The sequence below is a fragment of the Pseudomonas lactucae genome (assembly GCF_016937615.1).
GTDB classification, from domain to species: Bacteria; Pseudomonadota; Gammaproteobacteria; order Pseudomonadales; family Pseudomonadaceae; genus Aquipseudomonas; species Aquipseudomonas lactucae.
Window position 1 is genome coordinate 13,577 of sequence record NZ_JAFHKI010000004.1, and the last position, 22,335, is coordinate 35,911.

The 22,335-nt window shown below is 57.9% G+C and carries 12 protein-coding genes; 6 read left to right on the forward strand and 6 right to left on the reverse strand.

Annotated elements, in window-relative coordinates; translation table 11 throughout:
• Positions 1 to 151: 151 nt before the first annotated feature.
• The 5 genes from treR (at position 152) to JWR98_RS00810 (ending at position 14,226) form a co-directional block, all read left to right on the forward strand.
• A complete protein-coding gene (gene treR / locus JWR98_RS00790) occupies positions 152 to 856 on the forward strand; it encodes a trehalose operon repressor (protein ID WP_003175934.1) in 705 nt (234 codons plus the stop codon).
• Positions 857 to 2,028: 1,172 nt separating this feature from the next.
• Positions 2,029 to 3,732 carry a ShlB/FhaC/HecB family hemolysin secretion/activation protein gene (locus JWR98_RS00795; RefSeq protein WP_205489137.1) on the forward strand — a complete coding sequence of 568 codons (1,704 nt, stop codon included), beginning with the start codon at positions 2,029 to 2,031 and terminating at the stop codon, positions 3,730 to 3,732.
• A gap of 11 nt (positions 3,733 to 3,743) precedes the next feature.
• A complete protein-coding gene (locus JWR98_RS00800) occupies positions 3,744 to 4,262 on the forward strand; it encodes a toxin-activating lysine-acyltransferase (protein ID WP_017139694.1) in 519 nt (172 codons plus the stop codon).
• 44 nt (positions 4,263 to 4,306) lie between these two features.
• On the forward strand, positions 4,307 to 13,615 hold the full coding sequence (locus JWR98_RS00805) for a hemagglutinin repeat-containing protein (protein WP_205489132.1): 9,309 nt from the start codon (positions 4,307 to 4,309) through the stop codon (positions 13,613 to 13,615).
• The gene (locus JWR98_RS00810; RefSeq protein ID WP_225908494.1) at positions 13,612 to 14,226 is read left to right on the forward strand and encodes a GAD-like domain-containing protein; all 615 of its coding nucleotides are present in this window, start codon (positions 13,612 to 13,614) and stop codon (positions 14,224 to 14,226) included. Before JWR98_RS00805 ends, JWR98_RS00810 begins: the two co-directional genes overlap by 4 nt.
• 68 nt (positions 14,227 to 14,294) lie before the next feature.
• Here JWR98_RS00810 and JWR98_RS00815 read toward each other — a convergent pair whose 3' ends face one another.
• The 3 genes from JWR98_RS00815 to JWR98_RS00825 all read right to left on the reverse strand — a co-directional run bounded on the left by JWR98_RS00815 (position 14,295) and on the right by JWR98_RS00825 (position 17,143).
• Complete coding sequence (locus JWR98_RS00815; RefSeq protein WP_205489133.1) at positions 14,295 to 14,777, reverse strand: DUF6361 family protein; 483 nt, start codon at positions 14,775 to 14,777, stop codon at positions 14,295 to 14,297.
• A gap of 287 nt (positions 14,778 to 15,064) precedes the next feature.
• Complete coding sequence (locus JWR98_RS00820; RefSeq protein WP_205489134.1) at positions 15,065 to 15,877, reverse strand: hypothetical protein; 813 nt, start codon at positions 15,875 to 15,877, stop codon at positions 15,065 to 15,067.
• Between the two features lie 345 nt (positions 15,878 to 16,222).
• Positions 16,223 to 17,143, reverse strand: coding sequence for a LysR family transcriptional regulator (locus JWR98_RS00825; protein ID WP_205489135.1), 921 nt, complete (start codon positions 17,141 to 17,143; stop codon positions 16,223 to 16,225).
• 105 nt (positions 17,144 to 17,248) lie between these two features.
• Between JWR98_RS00825 and JWR98_RS00830 the strand changes: the two genes are divergently transcribed.
• Positions 17,249 to 18,025, forward strand: a complete 777-nt coding sequence (locus JWR98_RS00830) for a class I SAM-dependent methyltransferase (protein WP_205489136.1) — start codon at positions 17,249 to 17,251, stop codon at positions 18,023 to 18,025.
• 439 nt (positions 18,026 to 18,464) lie between these two features.
• Here JWR98_RS00830 and guaA read toward each other — a convergent pair whose 3' ends face one another.
• The 3 genes from guaA to JWR98_RS00845 form a co-directional block, all read right to left on the reverse strand.
• A complete protein-coding gene (gene guaA, locus JWR98_RS00835; RefSeq protein ID WP_078734560.1) occupies positions 18,465 to 20,042 on the reverse strand; it encodes a glutamine-hydrolyzing GMP synthase in 1,578 nt (525 codons plus the stop codon).
• A gap of 80 nt (positions 20,043 to 20,122) precedes the next feature.
• Complete coding sequence (gene guaB / locus JWR98_RS00840; protein ID WP_017530001.1) at positions 20,123 to 21,592, reverse strand: IMP dehydrogenase; 1,470 nt, start codon at positions 21,590 to 21,592, stop codon at positions 20,123 to 20,125.
• Between the two features lie 104 nt (positions 21,593 to 21,696).
• On the reverse strand, positions 21,697 to 22,245 hold the full coding sequence (locus tag JWR98_RS00845; RefSeq protein WP_078734561.1) for a sugar ABC transporter ATPase: 549 nt from the start codon (positions 22,243 to 22,245) through the stop codon (positions 21,697 to 21,699).
• Between the last annotated feature and the right edge of the window lie 90 nt (positions 22,246 to 22,335).

Genomic DNA, 22,335 nt, shown 5'->3' on the forward strand with positions numbered 1-22,335 from the left:
ACAACTCGTACAGACGAGTTTAAAAATCGACTAATTTTCTGTTTTTTGTGTCGGATACTTCTGAAATTTCAAATCGATTGAATGGACAACGCCCCGGCACTGCCACTAAGGTTCCTGCCTTGAACGCCAACGCGGTACAGAGCCCTCCAACATGAGCAAATACAACCAGATCTATACCGATCTGCTTGCCAGCATCACGACCGAACGGCTGCAGCGTGGTACCCGCCTGCCCTCCGAAACCGAATTGATGAGCGCCTACCAGGCCAGCCGTGGCACCGTGCGCCGGGCTATCGAGCAGTTACAGGAGCGGGGCTTCGCGCAAAAGATTCATGGCAAGGGCACGTTTGTGTTGTCGCCCAACCCCATCGAGTTCCAGTTGGGCGGCATCGTCAGCTTTCGCGAAACCCATGCCGACCTGGGCGATGACGTACAGACCGAAGTCGTGCAGTTCAGCCAGTTCGCCCTGGAGGGCGCGCTGCTCGAACACATCGAAGCCGAACCCGGCAGCCTGATCACGCAGATCAAGCGGGTACGACGCATTGGCGGCAAACGGGTGATCCTCGACATCAACCACTTCGTCGCCGACGTGATCCCGGGGCTGGACCAGGCGATTGCCGGCCAATCGATCTACGCGTTCATCGAGCAGACCTTGCAGTTGCAGATCAGCTACGCCCAACGCACCATCGAAGCCCTGCCCCGCAGCAAGGACGACCAGGCGCACCTGGACCTGGATGGGCAAAGCCATGTGATCGTGGTGAGCAACCAGACGTTTTTGCAGGATGGACGGCAGTTCGAGTACACCGAATCGCGGCATACGTTGGATAAGTTTTACTTTTCGGATATTGCGCGGCGGTGAATGCGGTGTGCAGAGCGGAGGGGCTGCAGGGTCGAGGGCCCCGGCCCTCGATCGTGTCCGTCGTAGCCAAGCCATTCCCCCCCTGACGGAATGAATAGTGGTTTGCCAGGCTCCCGGCTCCAGCGACCCACTCTTTGAAAGAGCTTGGGACTGCTACGCAGTCCAACGGGAGCAAGCTCCCTCGCCACAGGTATATTGTTCTCGCGTAATTCAACGAAATCAGACCCACGTCTGTTTTTATGGAATAAGTCGCAAAAATCGATTGGCATTACATAAAAACAATTAGAAATGGTGGTTTTTGCATAAATTTGATTATGTCCAAACCTAAGCCTGTTTTTACCTCCATTAAAAACACAAAACCCCGGCCAAAAGACCGGGGTTTTGTTATTCAGCACTTACCTGCTGCAGGCTCATTCCCACTCGAACATAAACAACCATAAAAAGTCTTTACAAATCATATTTTTATTTCAATTTTTTCAGTTGATACCACGAAAAATACCATTAACGAAAAGCTGTTTTCGCACGCACTGCATTACTCATGTGGTGCGGTCATCGGTTAGGAGCAAAAACTTGCGTTTTACCTCTTCTTTCCTCTTTCAGTTCAAATAGCCCTTGCTGGAGCGCAAGCCTGACGGCATGTAGGAAAACCTCCTGCAACACCATCGACAGCCGCTTAAGATCTACCGGGACATTTCACCGGCGAGACCATAAGACCGTGCGCCGCATCAACAGGGCAAATGCCTCGTGCGCTACGAGCCCCTAAGATCAGCACAACCCCGCTAATGAGGCGCGAGCATTCCTGGATCTGCTCGATCTAGGTATTAATATCTAGCAAACTAGCTGATTCGCTTGCCTCAGCACTCGCAATACGCGTGAAGATCGTCACATTCCTGAGTGTTTTCCTGAGCGTTGTTATCGCCGCCTTTCTCGTCACGGAACTTTCGGACTAAGCCTCCATCAGAGCGTATGACTGAATGTGGGAAATTTCGTTTTCTGCTCGTCGAACCCTTTACATTTTTCTATTTTCTTCAGTGCCACTGCCGTTCCAGGCGGTCCACTTATTGTGCCTCTGATTCTGATCACAAGGATGTGAAATGCCCGCGGACTCACGCTGCCCACTGCACAAGCCAGGCCCCTCTCGATATGTCGTGGGGCTGGCCCGCTTGTCGTCGATGAATGCAAGACACCTCGCGCTGACGGCGCTGGCAGTGTGGACACTCTTTACGACCGCCGCCGCTCAGGCTGCCGGACCTGAAGAGGAATTACTGCGTCAGCAGGAGCGTGAGCGCGCGCTGCGTGATCAATTGGAATCGCGGCCCGATGTGCGGCTTCAGGCACCTGCGCTCGACGAAGGCGGCTCTCGTCTTCCTGTAAAAGAAGCACCCTGCTTCGCCATTAAAGACATCCGCCTGATTGGCGACGCATCCGAGAAGTTTCAATGGGCGCTGAAGGCCGCCAACCCCGAGGACGACCCCGCCGTGGGGCGTTGCCTGGGTGGCGCGGGCATCAACATGACGATGAAGCGCATGCAGAATGCGATCATCCAGGCGGGATTTGTCACCACCCGCGTGCTTGCCGAAGCGCAGGACCTCAACAGCGGGATTCTGGTGCTGACAATCGTGCCGGGGCGCATCCGTGAAATCCGCTTTGCCGAAGGCACCAGCCGCCGCGCCAACCTGTGGAATGCGATGCCTGCCAACCCCGGCGACCTGCTTAACCTGCGCGATATCGAACAGGCGCTGGAAAACTTCAAGCGCGTGCCCACTGCCGACGCCGACATTCAGATCACCCCCACCCTGGCGGCTGATGCCAAGCCTGGCGAAAGCGATGTGGTGATCAAATGGAGCCAGCAGTTTCCGGCCCGCGTGAGCCTGTCCTTCGACAACTCGGGCAGCAAATCCACAGGCAAATATCAGGGCAATGTGTCGCTGTCGCTGGACAACCTGCTGTCGCTCAACGACTTGTTTTACGCCAGCTTCAACCACGACCTGGGCGGCGGCGAGTCCGGCCGACGCGGCTCCAATGGCAATACGCTCCACTACTCGCTGCCGATGGGTTACTGGCAACTGGCGTTCACCACCAGCGAGTACAACTACGAGCAGTCGGTCGCCGGCGCTACCCAGACGTACCAGTATCGAGGCGAAAGCCGTACCAACGATCTGCGCCTGTCGCGTCTGCTTTACCGCGATGCCGTGCGCAAGACCACGGCGTGGGGTGGCCTATGGACACGGTCTTCTGAAAACTTCATCGACGACACCGAGATCGGCAACCAGGATCGGCGCATGGCGGGCTGGCAGCTCGGCCTGGATCACAGGGAATTTATCGGCACTTCTATTCTGGACCTTGGCGTCGCCTACCGTCGCGGCACCGGCGCACATGATTCGTTGTCGGCGCCCGAAGAAGCCTCTGGAGCCGGCACATCCCGCTCGCAGATCATCACCGCCGACGCCCAGTTGCAAGTGCCCTTCACCATCAGCGACCAACGTCTGCGCTATATCGGCAGTTGGCGGTCGCAATGGAACCGCACGCCGTTGGTGCCGCAGGACCGCTTCTCGATTGGCGGACGTTACAGCGTGCGCGGATTTGACGGCGAAAACATTCTTTCTGCCGATCGCGGCTGGACACTGCGCAACGAAGTCGGCCTGGCGCTGGGGCAAACCGGCCAGGAGCTTTACACCGGTGTCGACTACGGCGAAGTCAGCGGTCAGGCCAGTAAGTTCCTGATTGGTAAACGACTGGCGGGGGCTGTGGTGGGTGTACGTGGTGGTTACAAGGGCCTGTCTTATGACTGGTCGGTAGGCACGCCGCTCAAGAAGCCCGATGGCTTCAAGACCGCCAACGTGACCAGCGACTTTACCGTCATCTGGTCGTTCTGAGGGGTAATGCCATGCGTTTTGAAACCCTGGACATCACGGCCCCCGGCCTGATCGACGAGCCTTGGAACGAGGCGGCGGTGCTGGGCTCGGTCACTTGGTTGTGGATGCATTCCAGCGCTCACCGGGATGCGCCACTGCACAGCTTACCGACACTTCTGCTGCCGGCGCTCAAGCATCGCCAATTCGTGCTGGGCAGCGAGCACGGCAAGCCGGTGTGCTACCTCTCTTGGCTTAACGTCGATGAGGCAGCGGAACAACGCTATTTGCAGCAATCACCGTTGACATTGAGCGACGCGGACTGGAATTGCGGCGAGCGCCTCTGGCTCAACGACTGGGTCGCGCCGTTTGGCCATACGGCCACCTTTACCCGAATCCTCCAGCGCCACCTGTTCGCCAACCGATGCGGTCGCGCGCTGTATCACCGGGGCGACGAGCGAGGCCTGCAAATCAAGACATTCCAGGGCATCGGTGTGATCCCTGAACAGGCCAGAGCCTGGTTTGCAGCTCACCCGGTTGCCACAGCACCGTAACTTCAACTTTTGTATCGCGGGCCGGCTCCGCAAATGGAATTGCTATGAACAAGCACCTGTACCGAATTGTTTTCAACAAGGCACGCGGGCTGTTGATGGTGGTGGCGGAGAACGTCACCAGCCAGGTCAAGGCGCCGGGCACTCGCGTCAGCCTCACCACCGCCGACGCGGGCTGCACGGCAACGCTCGGACCGATGCGTTTTGCATTGATGATCGCGCTCGGGCTGGTGTCCTGGAGCGCTGTACCGGCGTGGGCGGCGGGCACGATTGTGGCCGATCCGACTGCCGCAGCCGGCCAGCGTCCGACGGTGATTCAAAGCGCCAACGGCACGCCGCAGGTGAATATTCAGGCGCCCAGCGCGGCCGGGGTTTCGCGTAACACCTACAATCAATTCGATGTCGACCCGCGCGGCGTCATCCTCAACAACAGCGGCGCCAACACCCAAACGCAACTGGGTGGCTGGATCGAAGGCAACGCAGCGATGGCCAAAGGCAGCGCGCGGGTCATCCTCAATGAGGTCAACGCCAGCAACCCCAGCCAGTTACGCGGCTATGTCGAAGTCGCCGGGCAACGCGCCCAAGTGGTCATCGCCAACCCGGCCGGCATTACCTGCGACGGTTGCGGCTTCATCAACGCCAACCGTGCGACCCTGAGCACCGGTCAGGTGCAGCTGGAGAACGGCAGCATCAGCGGCTACACCGTGAACGGCGGCACCCTGAACATTCAGGGCAAGGGCCTTGATAGCCGCGACGCCGATTACACCGACCTGATTGCCCGTACCGTGCAGGTCAATGCGGGTATCTGGGCCAATGACCTTAAGGTCACCGCCGGACGCAATCAGGTCAACGCCGATAACACCCAGGCCAAGCCTCAGGCCGGCGCCGACGGCGACAAGCCAGCCGTCGGCATCGACGTGGCGCAATTGGGCGGAATGTACGCCGGGAAGATCGTGCTGGTGGGGACCGAATCGGGTGTCGGCATGCGCAATGCCGGGCAAATTGGCGCCATGGCGGGTGAAGTGGTCGTCAGCGCAGACGGCAAACTGCACAACATGGGCACAATCAGCGGCACCACGGCCACCCGTATCACTGCCACAAGCGTTGACAATAGCGGCTCGCTTTACACCAAGGGCGATTTGAACCTCACCAGCTCCGGGGATATCGATAACAGCGGCACCATTGCCAGCCAGAATCAAACAACCCTCAGCGCCAAGTCGATTCGTAGCACCCAGGGCTCAAGCCTAGCGGCGGGCGCAGGCGTGGATGGCAAACTGGGCAGCAGCGGCAACCTTGCGGTGCGCGCCACCCACGTCAAAGCGCAGGGTCAAAACCTGGCGGCAGGCGATGTCAGCATCCAGGCCGATGATCTGGACCTCAGCGGCAGCCAGACTCAAGGCCGCAATGTCACCCTGACCGCCAACAACGGCGATAGCAATCTCAGTGGCAGCCGCGTGGATGCCAGCCAGACCCTCGCGGCCAACGCGACAAAAACCCTGCGCACAGACAGCGCCAGCGTCAACGCCGACAACCTGCAACTGAACGCAAGTGATCTGTCCAACGTCGGCGGCGAGCTGGTGCAGACCGGCGTCGCCGACACCTCGATAAACGCCAGCGCGAGCCTCGACAACCGCAGTGGACGCATTGCCTCCAACGCCAACAATGCACGGATCAGCGCCAGCCGCGTCGACAACAGCGGCGGCACCATCGAGCATGCCGGCAAGGGTTCGCTGGACATCCAGGCCAACCAACTCGGCAGTACCAAAGGTAGCATTGCCAGTAATGGCAGCGTGTCGATCAAGGCTGACGACGTGGTGCTGGATGAAGGTCTGGCCCAGGGCCAACAGCTCACACTCCAGGCCCGCACCCTGTCCAATCAATACGGGCGCATTCTGCAAACGGGGCTGGAGCCTTTACAGATCAATGTCAGCGAGCAATTCAACAATCAGAACGGCCAGGTCAACAGCCCAGGCGCTGTGGCGATCAACGTTGGCACGCTGAATAATAAGAACGGCAAAGTTGTTGCAACCGACGGCGGCCTGCTGACGGTGACCGCCAGTGATCTGATCGACAACAGCGGCGGCACGCTGGCGGCCAGCGGCACCGCGCAACTGAACGGCGCACGCCTGGAAAATACCCAAGGCACCGTCAGCGCCGGTGGCGAGCTGCAAGCGCAGTTCAGCCAGTTGAACAACATCGGCGGCACGCTCGCGTCTACCCAGCGCATGGCGATCATCGCCGGGCAGTTCAACAACACCAATGGTGTGCTTGGCTCGGTGCAGTCCGGCCTTTCGGTCAACGTGACCAACGGCGCGCTGACCAACAATGGCGGGCGTCTGGAAGACCAGGGTGACATCGCCGTTACAGCTCAGGGCCTGGATAACCGCAGTGGTGTGATCAGCGGTCAGGCATTGGACCTCAACAGCAACGGCGCTCTGGCCGACAACAGCGACGGTACACTCGACGCCCGCGCCACCCTCGACCTGCGCAGCGGCGAGTTGCGTAACGCGGCGGGCTTGATTCAGTCCACAGGCAAGCTGTTCATCGACACCGGCAGCCAGGCGCTGAACAACCTGCAATCCGGCACCACCAAAGGCATCAGCGGCCAGGATGCCGTGGAAATCCGTAGCGCCAGCCTCAACAACAGCGCAGGCTTTTTGAGCGCCAAGGGCAACCTGTTGCTCAACGCCAGCGACGTGGCCAACACCGACGGTGGCCAGATCATTGGCGAGAAAACCGTCCACATCAAAGGCGAACAACTGGACAACCGTGGCGGCCAATTGCAAAGCCTCGGCGACGTTGAACTGGTGCTGGGGCAGACCCTTAACAATCAGGGCGGTCTGGTGCGCAGTGCCGGCGCATTGAGCCTGAGCACCGACGCGCTCGACAACAGCTCCACGCAGGGCACCAACCAAGGCCTTGAAGGCCGCAGCATGAACCTGGCGGTCAACACCCTCAACAACCAGAGCGGTGCTTTACGCACCGATGAAGGTCTATTGCTGGGCGTGAGCCAGGCGCTGAATAACCAGAACGGGCTGATCTCTTCGACCGGCGACCTGACGATAAGCGACCGCGATACTGCGCAGCGTCGCCAATCGGTGAATAACCTCGACGGCACGCTGATTGCGGGCAAGCTGCTGTCGCTCAACGCTGCGTATTACAGCGGCACGGGCCGGGCGCTGAGCCTGGGTGACATCAACTTCAGGTTGCAGAGCGGCCTTGATTTGAGCGGGCAGATTCAGGCCAACAACAACGTTGATCTGAGCACCGCCGGGGCGCTCAACAACACCGGGCGTTTACTGGCGGGCAGGTCGCTGCTGGTCAGCGCACAGACGCTCGACAACAGCGCCAACGCCGAAATCAGCGCGGGCCAGGTGCGCCTGAACGTCGCTGACACCCTGACCAACCGCGGGCTGATCGACGGCCAGCAAGTCCGCCTGCAGGCAGCGACGCTGAATAACCTCGGCACCGCGCGCCTGTATGGCGACCAACTGGCGATAGCCACCTCAACGTTGAACAACCTCGATGAAAATGGCACCGCAGCAACGATAGCAGCCCGTGAGTCACTGAATATCGGCACCGCGACCCTGAATAACCGCGAGCAATCGCTGATCTTCAGTGCTGGCGACCTCGCCATTGGCGGGACCTTGAGCACGCTCGACACCGCTGAGGGTCGCGCTCAATTGCTGACCAATGCCAGCGCGACCCTCGAAGCGCTTGGCGATCTGTCTTTGAACGTACAAAGCGTGCGCAACACCAACGAACATTTCAGCACGCGCGATGTTGAGGTCAGTCGAACACCCGAGCAGGAGTTTCAACTCACCGGCTCGACCAACCGCTACCAAGCCAACGAGATCTCCCTGCGTCACGACGAGGTGAATTACCTGGTCACCCCCGAGGGCCAGCGCGACAACTGGAACCGCTACGACTACACCCGCGTCGTCAACGAAACCCAGATCGCCACCTCGGCCCCGGCGCAGATCCTGTCTGGCGGGACAATGCAGATCAGCGCCGGCGACGTGCTCAACGACAAGAGCCGCATTATCGCCGGCGGACTATTGCAGGCAGACGTCACCAGCCTGACCAACACCGAAGTGTCGGGCCAGCGCACCACCGTCGACAGCGGCAGCGTCACCAACTTCTACCGCATCCAGCGCAAGGGCCGCGACCGGCAAGGGGCGAACACAGCAGCCTATACCCCTGCCCCGCTGATTCAGGATATTTCCCTGCAACCTACCGTCTTCGCGCAGAACACAGCGGTCAGCGGCACGGGCACCCAGATCAGCGCACGCGGTACCCAGGCCGTCGGCCAGCAGATCGCTTCCACCGGTACGGTCAGCGCTCCGGCCGCACGTACCTTTCAAGTAGCTCCGATCGTTCAGGTTGCAGCGCAGACCACCCAGAACGCACAAGGCGTGGCCGAGCAAATTCGTACCGGGGGCCCGTCCCTGGAATTGCCGAATAACAGCCTGTTCACCACCCATCCGCAGACCACCAGCAATTACCTGGTAGAAACAGATCCGCGTTTCGCCAGCTATCGCACCTGGCTGTCGTCGGATTACATGCTGGAACGTTTGCAAGTCGACCCTGCCTTGCCCCAGCAGCGCCTCGGCGATGGCTTCTATGAGCAGAAACTGATTCGCGAACAGGTCGCGCAACTCACTGGTCGGCGCTTTCTCGACGGCTACGCCAACGACGAAGCGCAATACCGGGCGCTGATCGACAACGCCGTCACCCTGGCCAATCAATGGCAATTGGTGCCCGGCGTCGAGCTCTCCCCCGAGCAGATGGCTCAACTGACCAGCGACATCGTCTGGCTGGTACAAAAAAAGGTCACCCTCGCCAACGGCGAAACCCGCAACGTGCTGGTGCCACAGGTCTATGTGCGGGTGCAGGAAAGCGACCTTAACGGCTCTGGCTCGCTGATTGCCGGGCAACGCCTGAACCTGAACATTGCCGGTGATCTGGTCAACAGCGGCAGCCTGGCCGGGCGCAGCGTGATGGCGATTACCGCGCAGAACATCGAAAACCTCGGCGGCCGCATCCAGGCCGACAAGGTCTCGCTGACAGCACGGGAAAACCTCGACAACCTCGGCGGCCTGATCGGCGCGACAGACAGCCTCGCCATCAACGCCGGGCAAAACGTCAACGTTGTGTCCAGCAGTCGCGACAGCAGCAGTGCCCAGGGCACACGAACCAACCTGTCACGCGTGGCCGGCCTGTTCGTCAGCGGCGCTGACGGCACCATGGACGTCAACGCGGGCAAAGACCTCAACCTGACCGGCGCTCAGGTGGTCAACGCAGGCGCCGGCGGCAGTACCTCGCTGCAAGCAGGCAACAACATCAACCTGACCACCGTTGGCGAAGCCCATCAGCAATCGATTAACTGGAACGGCAGCAACTGGCGCAAAGACGCCAGCCAGACCGAAGTCGGCTCAACCATTCAAGGCCAAGGCGATGTGCGCCTCAGTGCCGGGCAGGACCTCAATGCCCGAGGCGCAAGCGTCACCAGTCAGCAAGGTGCAATCATCGCCGACGCCGGGCGCGACGTGAACCTGACCGCTGCGCAAAACACCCAGTTCGCCGATGAAGCGCACAAATTCAAAGGCAGCAACGGCCTGTTCTCCAGCAAGACCACCACCACACGCGACACCGTCAACCAGACCCAGGCGCAGGGCTCGACGCTGAGTGCCGAGAAAACCTATGTGCAGGCCGGTCGCGACATCAACGTCAGCGGCAGCAACGTGGTGTCCACCAACCAGACCATTCTGGCGGCTGACAACAACATCAACATCGAAGCAGCGACCGAGAGCAGCAGCGAACGTCACGACAAGTCGGTGAAGACAAGCGGCCTGTTCAGCGGCGGCGGTATCGCGGTCACCCTCGGCACCCAGCAGCAAACGGTCAAGGACCTCACCACCAGCCAGACCGCAGCGGCGAGTACCGTGGGGTCAACCAAAGGCGATGTGCTGATGGAAGCGGGCAAAGGCTACCGCCAGGTGGGCAGCCAGGTGAGCGCGCCCGAAGGCAGCGTCGATATCACCGGGCAAACCATCGATGTCGTCGAAGCCCGCAACACCAGCAAGCGCGAACGTGAAACCCTGTTCAAACAGACCGGGTTCACTCTGACGGTGACTAACCCTGTCATCAGTGCAATCCAGACCACCCAGCAGATGAAGCAGGCATCGGAGAAAACCGATGACGGGCGCATGAAGGCGCTGGCAGCGGCCACGGTCCTGCTGGGCGGTAACAACGCCGCCACGGCGGTGGCAATGGACCCTGGCGCGGCAGGCGGTATCAACATTAGCCTGTCGCTGGGCACCAAGAAGAACGAAAGCAAAACCACCCAGACCAGCGACAGCGCCGCCGGTTCGACCATCACCGCCGGTCAAGATGTGCGCCTGCGCGCGACCGGCGCAGGCGCAGACAGCAACATCACGGTCCAAGGCAGCCAGATCAAGGCCGGGCGTGACGCCAGCCTGATGGCCGACGGCGACATCAACCTGCTCGCCGCCAACAACACCAGCCAGCAAAACACCGACAGCAAAGGCAGCAGCGCCAGCATCGGTATCGGCCTCTCGCTGGGCGGTAGCAGAAACGGCTTTACCCTGGACCTGGGTGCCACCGGAAACCGGGGCCAGGCGGACGGCGACGAGCTGACCCATACCAATACAAAAGTGGAGGCTGGCAACCAGTTGCTGCTGTCATCCGGCGGCGACACGCTGCTTAAGGGAGCGGTGGCCAGTGGCAAAAAAGTCATCGCCGATGTCGGCGGCGATCTGAATATCGAAAGCCTGCAAGACACCAACACGTACAAAGTCGATGAAAAGAGTCTGGGCATCGGCATCAGTCTTTGTATTCCACCGTTCTGCTACGGCATGAGCTCGATAAGCGGTGCCAGCGCAAACTTTGGCGCAACCAACATCGACTCCAACTATGCCAGCGTCACCGAGCAGTCAGGCATCAAGGCTGGGGATGACGGTTTCGACATCAACGTGCGGGGCAACACCGATTTGGTCGGCGGCGTGATCGCCAGCAGTGACAAGGCCGTGCAAGACGGCAAAAACAGCCTGGTCACATCCAGCCTCACCAGCCGCGACATCAAGAACAAGGCGGATTACGACGCCAATACCGTCAGCCTGGGCGGCGGCTACAACGAAGTCGGCAAGGACCAGAAGGGCAACGCGCAGACTGGCGGCAAGGTTAACCCGGGCACCGACCTGGCCAAAAACGAGAACAAGATCGGCGCCAACATGCCGATCGCCATCAGCGCCAGCGACAAGGCAAGCAGCGTGACACGCAGCGGCATCAGTGGCGGTGCCGTCGTCATTACCGACGACGCCGAGCAGCAGAAACGCACCGGCCAGACCGCTGAACAAACCGTCGCCAGCCTCAACCGTGATGTGTCCAGTGATCGCGATGGCAGCAACTCGCTCAAACCGATCTTCGACGAAGATGAAATCCGCGCCGGTTTTGAGATCGTCAGCGCGTTCTCCAATGAAGCCAGCACCTTCCTCGCCAATAAAGCGCGGGAAGCGGACCTCAAGCGGCAACAGGCCAAAACGCTGCAGGCAGAAGCCGATAAAATCGACGGACAGAACGATGCCGCACAGATGGCCCTGCAGATCCGTGCAAGGCAACTGTCGGCAGAAGCCAACGACATCTCCGAAAACTGGGGCGCAGGCGGCACCTACCGGCAGATCACTACCGCCCTGATCGGTGCTGCAGGCGGCAATATCAGCGCGGGCAACGCTGCCTTCGTGCAAGGCCTGGTGGTCAATTATGTGCAGCAACGGGGTGCCGGCTACATCGGCGACCTGGTGGCCAAAGGCGAGCTCACCGAAGGCTCGCCACTGCACGCGGCCCTGCACGGCATCGTCGCTTGCGCCGGTGCCGCCGCCAGCAGTCAAAGTTGCGGCAGCGGCGCAGCAGGCGCGGCGGCATCAAGCCTGCTCACCGGCCTGTTCTCACAAAGCAGCCCCGACGAAAGCGAAGAACAACGCGAAGCCAAGCGCAACCTGATCGTCAGCCTGGTGACCGGCCTGGCAGCGACCAGCGCCTCCATCGACCCGACCACCGCCAATACCGCGGCGGGTGCGGCGGTGGATAACAACTGGCTGGCGACTCAGCAGATCGTGCAGTTCAAGAAGGAGTATGACGAAGCAAAAGGCCTGATTGCCGCCAGCAAAGTCGTTGCCAAATGGTCGTACATCAGCGGCAGGCAGGATGTTCTGACCCAGTTCGGCATCGGCAAGGGGTTGGCCCAGTCAGGCTGGAATGACGTCACGGGCCTCGCCGAATTTGTTGCGCACCCCATCGAAGGGCTTACCGGCCTTGGCCAACTGATTAATAACCCGGAGGCCAGAAAGCAGTTTGGCGACAGCGTCGTCAACGAACTCAACGTCAAGATAGAAACGATCAAGACCGCACTGGAAGTCGGCGGCGACGAAAACGCCGAAGCATTGGGCAAGGCCATCGGCGAAATCGCCTGGCAGGTCGGCAGCATTGCAACGGGCGTCGGCGGGGCTGCGAAAGGTGGCGTGGCGCTGGCCAAGGCGGGGATCAAGGTTGGAGCGCAGCAGCTTGAAAAGATGGTAGTAGACGGCGCCAAGCTGGCCAAGGTCGAAGCCTCCAAGACGAGTAACGCCTTGCCACATCGGCCTGTGGCCGATGCGCCAGAGACTACACCCACGCGCACTTCGGACGAGCTCGCGGGTAATAATAAACCCACGACAGACTCTCCCAATACAAATGAAAAACCTGAAACACCGCCAAACCCGGATAAGGCCGTGCCGGCAATGGACGAGTTTACGGTAAAGGCGTTCAATCCTTTCAGTAGCGACAAGTTCAAGACGATGACGCCAGAGCAGCAAAAAAGCTTCCTCAAGGAATACAATAAACAGCTCCTAGCGCAGCAGAATGCTATCAACCGTATGACGGTGGAGGAGTTCAAGACTGCTCGGGATGCCTACGATAAGCTCGGACGCAATCCAGATGCCGCAGCCGCACAGCAGAAATTCGGCAAGGACTTCGAAAATGAAGTCAGAGACAGTATCACTGAGTCATTAATGACCAAGGGTACCGACTTCAAGACCGCCTCTGCGCAAGCGGCCGTCAGAGCCAGAGAGATTCGTTCTGAGCTGGCGGCGCTGCACGATCCTGATATGGTCGCAGGTGGTTGGTTCAGTCACGAACCTGTCAGAATGGGCGATTCACTGATCAACTCGTCGATCGGAGGCAGCTGGCCGAGCCGCTTGAAAGCGTTGGATGAGGCAGTGTCTTCGGCCATCGCCAATGGTTCAGGGCAGGCGAAGATGAATGTCAGACTGGAGTTACTAAGAGGGCGTGGAAATTGAGAGACGAATTTTTTCAATCATTGATCGATAATCTAGGCGAACCAAACTCGCGTCGAGAAGTGCCCAAGTCAAGTATCGACAAGTATCGCTCGATATTACCCAAGTCCCTGCTTGGTTATTGGCAGAATGAAGGTTGGTGCTCTTATGCTGATGGGCTGTTCTGGATTGTAGATCCGGAGCCATACAAGGCGACGCTCGATATGTGGCTGCAGGGCAGTGGCTTGGCAGAAGTCGACAACTATAATGTGATCGCCAGGGATGCATTTGGTTCGTTGTATGCATGGGGTGAGCGTTACCAGCGCAAAATTACTATATCAAGTCTAGCGGGCGGTATTGTTGCGCTGAAGAACCAATTGAGTAAGCCCAACCCGGTCCCGGATAGAACGCTGGGTATATTCCTTGGTTCTACCAGTCGAGAAAGTCTCGACTTCGAGGACAATCAAGGCAAGCCGCTCTTCCTGCGCGCACTTGCAAAGCTTGGGCCGGTTGGCGAAGATGAGATGTACGCGTTCGAGCCCGCCCTTTGCATTGGAGGAAAGGCTGACCTGGAGCATATGAAAAAGGTGGATATCCATGTTCACCTGATGATTCTTGATCAATTACGACGTTGAATAAGATTAAATAAATAAAATAATTATTCCGTTCGCAACAGGATCAATTGTGGAATTAACGCCCCCCATCATTGGCCTAAAGGAAAAGGGAGCGTGACCGCATCGAAGGGCTTGCCGTCGTCATCGTGCATCGACCGCTTGCTTCCGGCCGCAAGTAGCCGCGCCATATCGGGGCGGCTCCAGGGGCGTCCGTCGGGGCGGGCGCCGATCAATCCCCATTTCGTGAGCGCCGTCCAGTAGACATAGGCAGGCGGCTGGCTGATTGTACGAGGATAGACCTCACCACCGATCACGCCGTCGGGTTCCCCTCCACTACCCTTGAACTGAAGGCGCCCGGTCAGCTTATGCTCAAGATCAGTGAATGCGTGCCCGAAATCTTTTGGGGACGGCCGCTTCGCCCGCAAGCTCTGATATAGCCACGGAATGAGGAGCGCGTATCGGAGCCGGGTGTGCAGAACCGAGGTGCCCGGGAAGAAATGGTCTGCGTAACGTTGGTGAACAATTAGGAAGCCAACCTCATCGCGGACCCCGGAGCTGGCACCGAACATCATCTGCTCTGCCTGCCCAAGTGCCTTTCGCGAAAGAAACGTAGAGCCAAAAGATGACAAGAGGCTGCTCCCTATTAACTCTACAAATCAGATTGCTGCTTGATACCAGATAAAGTACCAGTTCCTCGACTCACAGTATTGACCTCGCACAGCGCCGTGATCAACCACATTATCCACGCATTAAGCGGCTGATCACGGTGATCCGGAAGCAGCGATATACCTCACATAGAGATGCAAGGAAGCTCATATATCGCAATTATTCCAGGCAAGGTTCCAACCTGCCGATTAAATCATTTATCGTTAAACTTATAGCTAATAGAGGCACTTTCCGAACTGACAATTACTACTGAATGCGCGTTAGTGCTGTTCTCGCCTGCCACTTCCAAATAATAAAGCTCGGGAGTTCTTAATAGCAGCTTCCCTTCAATGGCACTACCAGAAACAGATTTACCAAACCCTAACGGCTCGGTTAGCACAACAGGCATTCCTCCAACACGCATCTGAAACAGAGCGTTACCGGCAAGCGCAGCCGCATAGGAATGAAATATAACAGGAGTAACTAGTGCTATCCCTGAAAAAACCAACGGCACCCACCAGCGATTGATTTTCCCATCAATGCCATTAGAAATCCAAAAGAGTACATAGCCTCCTATCAAAAATGCGAAGAACAACGTTGCAACCAAGAGATCATAACTCTTAGCGTAATACGCAACACCGAGTAGTCCCACAGCAACCAGAAGCGCTGCCACAGTTGATAAAGCAACTAGAGGCCAAGGAGCTTTCGCCTTCCAAAATATAGCAGCCCCCATCAAAGACACAGACAAAACAATAAAATTAAATAGCACATTCAAACTAATAATGCGCATACCTCCCTGCTGGGAGCCAAAGATCTCGTAAGCAAAAAAACCATGCTGTCGCATATAAATTGACAGCAATAAACTAGGCAGCACGGACAACGTCATGGCGAGCAGTGCTGCAGAGCCAAGATATTTGATGAGGCCCCGTTTATTTTCGACCACTACCTTGAGCAGTTCCGTTTTTGCATCGCCACCCCTTTCCCAAAACAGCACACATAACATCAACAGTACAAAAAACATTTCCACTACAAAACCTCTCCCTATCAGCGAACAAAACAATATGCACCTACTGACTGCTACACACAGCAGGATCCATAGAAGCAGCGTGTATTCTTTTCAGCTAAAGCAGCAGAAACTTAAGCGTCGCACAAACAAAAGCCCGCGATTAGGCGGGCTTTTGGGGCATATGGAAAGAACTCACTCCCACTCTATTATCAACAGGCTGTTCAGCCCCGATAAAATATGGATGATTCTACAAGCCACCAAAACGATGCCACGAAAAATACCATTCACACCCTCAGTCCCTTGTTGGGCGCTTGGTAGCCACCGTCTGCCGAAGTGATAGCCAGGTTGTAGAAATAATTTCACGTTTTATATCCCTGATTGAAAACAGGCTTGCTGGTCAGCATCCTCGTGAGCCATCTGGACAAATCGAGATAATGGCGAGCCCTGTGGCGCACATCGATACACCAGTGTGAGAGGCACCGTGAAGTCGGATTGAGTATTAAGCTCCCGATATTTCACACTTTCTCGATGCAGCGATCTCAAGGTCTCAGGCACGATAGTTATCCCCTTGCCCGCGGCAACCAGAGTGACCGCGGAAAGTAATCTTGGTACATCGGCTGCGACGCGCGGCGTGAACCCCGCCTCCAGAAAGGCGGCAAAAAGCACATCCTGGATGCCTGGGCCGTCAGCCCGTCGATAGAGGATAAGGCCTTCGGTTCTCAAAGCTGACAAGGCGATGGGACCGGTTTCCTGCGCCAGAGGATGTCCGATCGGCAAGGCGACAACCATGGGTTCTTGACACAGTACAACCGATTTCAGCATGGGATATCGCTGAGTTGTTGATCTCACGAACACGGCATCCAGCGATTCCTCCACCAAGGCATCAAGCAAATCCCGCGTCGTGTTTTCGTGAGAATCAAGCGCGATCATAGGGTATCTCGCGTGAAATGCCCGTATCAACTGAGGAACCTTTGGGTGTAAGGAAGCGGAACTGGTATAGCCAACGGCGATCCGTCCAAACTCACCGCGAGCTGCCTGCTGTGCCCGCATAACCGCCCGATCTACGTTGGCCAGCAGCTCTCGTGCTTCCTTCAAGAAAACACGACCAGCCGCATTCAGACGAATGCTGCGAGGGGTGCGATCGAACAGTCGCACCTCCATTTCGCGCTCCAAATCACGAATCTGTGAGCTGAGTGGCGGCTGCTGAATATTGAGGCGCTGCGCTGCCCGAGTCATGTGTTCTTCTTCGGCGACCACAACGAAGTAGCGCAGATGGCGAAGCTCCATGGCGTTACTACCTTTTATGTATGCTTTGGGTACTTTGCATATATTTTACATTGCAAAGAGGCATCCATACCATCTGGTGGTCGCAATCATTTGCAGGGTCTGGTTATGAGCATCGACTTCCACTCCAGTGAAAACAGGTATACATACGCCGCTCGAGACGCCGACAGCGGATGGGCTACGGCTATCAAATCCGTGCTTGACCCATCAGGTAAACGCGTCGCGGACATCGGGTGTGGAGGCGGGATCTACTCAATCGCTTGGATCGAGCTTGGCGCCAAAGAAGTGATAGGCGTCGATTTTTCCGCCGAGATGGTCTCGGCCGCTCGAGAAAAATCAGTAAGACAGACGGGAATTTCCTTCCAAGTGGGCACCGCTGAGAAAACAGACTTGGTGAGCGAGAGCATAGACATTGTTTTCGAGCGGGCGCTTATTCACCACATCAAAAATTACGACGCTTGTTTTGCCGAAGCTTTTCGTTTGCTTGTCCCTGGCGGGAAATTGCTGATTCAAGATCGCACGCCTGACGACGTGCAGGTTGCTGGGTCTCCTGTACACATTCGCGGGTATTTTTTCGAATGCTTCCCTCGACTACAGAAAGTTGAATCCAACCGAAGACCAACTGCTGATCGAGTTGTAGGCGCCCTACTGAAGGCTGGGTTTGAAAATCCAAAAACTATTCAGCTCTGGGAAATCAGAAAGACCTATGAGAACTTTGAAGACTTAGAGACTGACCTCCGTAATCGTACGGGCCGATCAATCCTGCATGAGCTTAATGATGAAGAATTGGCCAACTTGATCTCATTCATTAGTGGCCGTATCGATGTTGATCAGCCGATTAGAGAAATGGACAGATGGACATTGTGGCTTGCTGAGAAACCTTAAGGCACGGTCATCCTTGATGACTGGAACTCTGAGGGTTAGTTGGCGGAGCGCTCACTCACTACCAAGCCAAAAGTCTACCGAATGGCTTTGCCGCCCCCCTTTTACTCATTGCTGGGATCGGATGAGTGGCTTCCCCAGAACCTAAGGCCATCGCACTGTATAGAATCACGATGACAGAGGCACGAGAAGATAAGTAATAACCCCTTTTGGGGAGTCGCAAGCATCAAAACAGCAATCAGGGCTTCAAGGCATTTCAGGTGCGCTAGGTAAGAGAAGACGCACTGTCGATGCCATGTCAGCTTCACCCAACTGAACATGGTATCGACATCCTTTTTGATGAAGCTTGCTCTGAGCACCATGACCGACGCCATTAATGACGTAGAAACCCTCGTAACCGTCAAAAATATTTTTAATTAAATCAAATGGTTACGAAAAAAACCTACTCCCACTCAATCGTCGCCGGCGGCTTGCTCGACACGTCATACGTCACGCGCGAAATACCTTCGATCTCATTGATGATCCGGCCACTGACCGTTTCCAAAAGCTCGTAAGGCAGATGCGCCCAACGCGCCGTCATGAAGTCGATGGTTTCCACCGCACGCAAGGCCACAACCCACGCGTAACGACGGCCATCGCCTACCACGCCAACGGATTTGACCGGCTGGAACACCACGAACGCCTGGCTGACTTTGTGGTACCAGTCGGCCTTGCGCAGTTCTTCGATGAAGATGTGGTCGGCGCGACGCAGCAGGTCGGCGTATTCCTTTTTCACTTCACCGAGGATGCGCACACCCAGGCCTGGGCCTGGGAAGGGGTGGCGGTAGACCATGTCGTAGGGCAGGCCCAGTTCCAGGCCAAGGCGGCGGACTTCGTCCTTGAACAGTTCGCGCAGCGGTTCTACCAGCTTGAGGTTCATTTCCTCAGGCAGGCCACCTACGTTGTGGTGGGACTTGATCACGTGGGCCTTGCCGCTCTTGGCGCCGGCCGACTCGATCACGTCGGGGTAGATGGTGCCCTGGGCGAGGTACTTGATGTTGTCCAGTTTGTTGGACTGGGCATCGAAGACGTCGATGAAGGTGCGGCCAATGATCTTGCGCTTTTTCTCCGGGTCGGACTCGCCGGCCAGGTTGTTGAGGAACTGCTCCTCGGCGTTGGCGCGGATCACCTTGACGCCCATGTTCTCGGCGAACATGGCCATCACTTGCTCACCTTCGTGCAGGCGCAGCAGGCCGTTGTCGACGAACACACAAGTCAACTGGTCGCCGATGGCCTTGTGCAGCAGCGCGGCGACCACGGAGGAGTCAACGCCGCCGGACAAACCGAGCAGCACGTTGTCGGTACCAACCTGGGCGCGCACCTGGGCGATGGCGTCTTCAGCGATTTTCGACGGCGTCCACAGGGCTTCACACTCACAGATGTCGAGGATGAAGCGCGACAGGATGCGCCCGCCTTGCTTGGTGTGGGTCACTTCCGGGTGGAACTGCACGCCGTAGTAACGACGCTCGTCGCTGAACATGCCGGCGATCGGGCAGCTCGGAGTGCTGGCCAGGATGTGGAAGTCTTCCGGCATTTTGGTGACCTTGTCACCGTGGCTCATCCATACGTCGAGGCCGAACAGGCCGTCGGCGTCGACGTGGTCTTCGATGCCGTCCAGCAGGCGGCTCTTGCCGACTACATCCACACGGGCATAACCAAACTCACGCAGTTCGGAACCTTCGACCTTGCCGCCCAGTTGCTCGGCCATGGTTTGCATGCCGTAGCAGATGCCGAAGACCGGTACGCCCAGGTCGAATACGGCTTGCGGGCAACGCGGGCTGTTGGCTTCGTGCACGGACTCGGGGCCACCGGCGAGGATGACGCCTTTAGGTGCGAATTCGCGGATCGCTTCGTCATCCATGTCGAACGGGTGCAGTTCGCAGTACACACCGATTTCACGCACGCGGCGGGCGATCAGCTGGGTGTACTGGGAACCGAAGTCGAGGATCAGGATGCGGTGGGCGTGAATGTCGAGGGCCATGAAGTCAGTCTCGTCTAATGAATCAGAAACAACTCGGGGCTGAAGAACAGCCCCGGTTACTTAACATTTTGCTGGAAGCCTCAACCTACGCGGTAGTTTGGCGCTTCCTTGGTGATCTGCACGTCGTGGACATGGGATTCAGCCATGCCGGCGCCGGTGATCCGTACGAACTCTGGCTTGGTGCGCATTTCTTCGATGTTGGCGCTGCCGGTGTAGCCCATCGAGGAACGCAGGCCGCCCATCAGTTGATGGATGATGGCGCTCAGGGTGCCCTTGTAAGGCACACGGCCTTCGATACCTTCCGGCACGAGCTTCTCGGCGCCTGCCGAAGAGTCCTGGAAGTAACGGTCGGAGGAACCCTGGGCCTGGGACATGGCGCCCAGCGAACCCATGCCGCGGTAAGCCTTGTACGAACGGCCCTGGAACAGTTCGATCTCGCCCGGGGCCTCTTCGGTACCGGCGAACATCGAGCCCATCATCACGCACGAAGCACCGGCGACGATGGCCTTGGACAGGTCACCGGAGAAACGGATGCCGCCGTCGGCGATCAACGGCACACCGGTGCCTTCAAGGGCCGCGGCGACGTTGGCGATGGCGCTGATTTGCGGCACGCCTACACCAGCGACGATACGCGTGGTGCAGATCGAGCCTGGGCCGATACCGACCTTGACGGCATCCGCGCCCGCTTCGGCCAGGGCCTTGGCGGCAGCACCGGTGGCGATGTTGCCGCCGATCACCTGTACTTCAGGGAAGTTCTGCTTGACCCAACGCACGCGGTCGATTACGCCTTTGGAGTGACCGTGGGCAGTGTCGACCACTACCACGTCCACACCGGCGGCAACCAGCGCGGCAACGCGATCGCCGGTGTCTTTACCGGTACCGACGGCAGCGCCAACGCGCAGACGACCTTGGTCATCCTTGCTGGCCAGCGGGTAAGCCTTGGCTTTTTCGATGTCGTTGACGGTCATCATGCCTTTGAGGGCGAATTTGTCGTCGACGATCAGTACGCGCTCGATGCGGTGCTTGTGCAGCAGTTCGCGCACATCGTTCTTGTCGGCGCCTTCCTTGACCGTGACGAGGCGCTCTTTGGGCGTCATCACTTCGCGGACGGTGACTTCAAGGCGGTTTTCAAAGCGCACGTCACGGGAAGTGACGATGCCAACCAGGTCGCCATCATGCAGCACGGGAACACCGGAGATGTTGTGCAGGCGAGTCAGGTCGAACAGGTCACGCACGGTGGCGTCGGCTTCGATGGTGATCGGATCTTTCACCACACCGGCTTCGTAACGCTTGACCTTGCGCACTTCGGCAGCTTGCTGCTCGATGGTCATGTTCTTGTGGATGATACCGATACCGCCTTCCTGCGCCATGGCAATGGCCAGGCGGGCTTCGGTAACGGTGTCCATCGCAGCGGAAACCAGGGGAATATTCAGCTCGATGCCACGGGTTAGGCGGGTCTTGAGACTGACTTCGTTAGGAAGCACCTCGGAATAACCGGGCACTAGGAGAATGTCGTCGAATGTCAGAGCTTCTTGGCTGATACGCAGCATCGCGGGGGCTCCCGAGCGGGAAAATGGAAGCGCGCCATTATATACATGCACCCTGTCGGGCTCAATGTAAAACTCTGACAAACTTGGTAATACTGATAGATGGATTAAAGCTCGACTTTGACCCAGCTGATCTTCTGGTCCAGCCAATCGGCAAATTCGTCGATAAAGCTCTGCTTGAAACCCGCCTCCGCCCAGTTGTTGAAGATGAATCCCAGGTTGGAAAACCCGCACGCCTGCAGAAACAGAAAGCCGTTGATGTCATCTTCATGCCCACACAGCGGGCAGGTGAAGTTGTCGGTGTGGCCGGGCATCCAGTCTTCCAGGCTTTCGAACAGCGCCTCGCCGACTTCCTTGCGGCACTCCGGGCAGCCGGCTTCTTCGAGAAAGCCCTTGGCCGGCGTGTAGATGCAGCGTTTGTAGATAATCTCCAGGCCATTGACCGGCTCGTTGAACGGCAGCGCCTCGGGGTGCAGCACCACGGCGCGGGCACCGTCGGCCAGGGCGTAGGCCATGCGGTTGCCGGTCCGACCGCAGGTGCTCAGTTCTTCCTTGACGATATTCTTGCGCACCAGCCAGCGTACGATCGCCCGGGCGCGGGGTTCATGGACGGGCAAGGTGGAGATTTTGGGAACAAGGATGCTTTGGGAATTCATGAGAGTCCTGCGGTGTGGCTGCTGACGCCATCGGGGGCAAGCCCCCTCCCACCGTTGAAGGTATTCACAATTGAAAAATGTGGGAGGGGG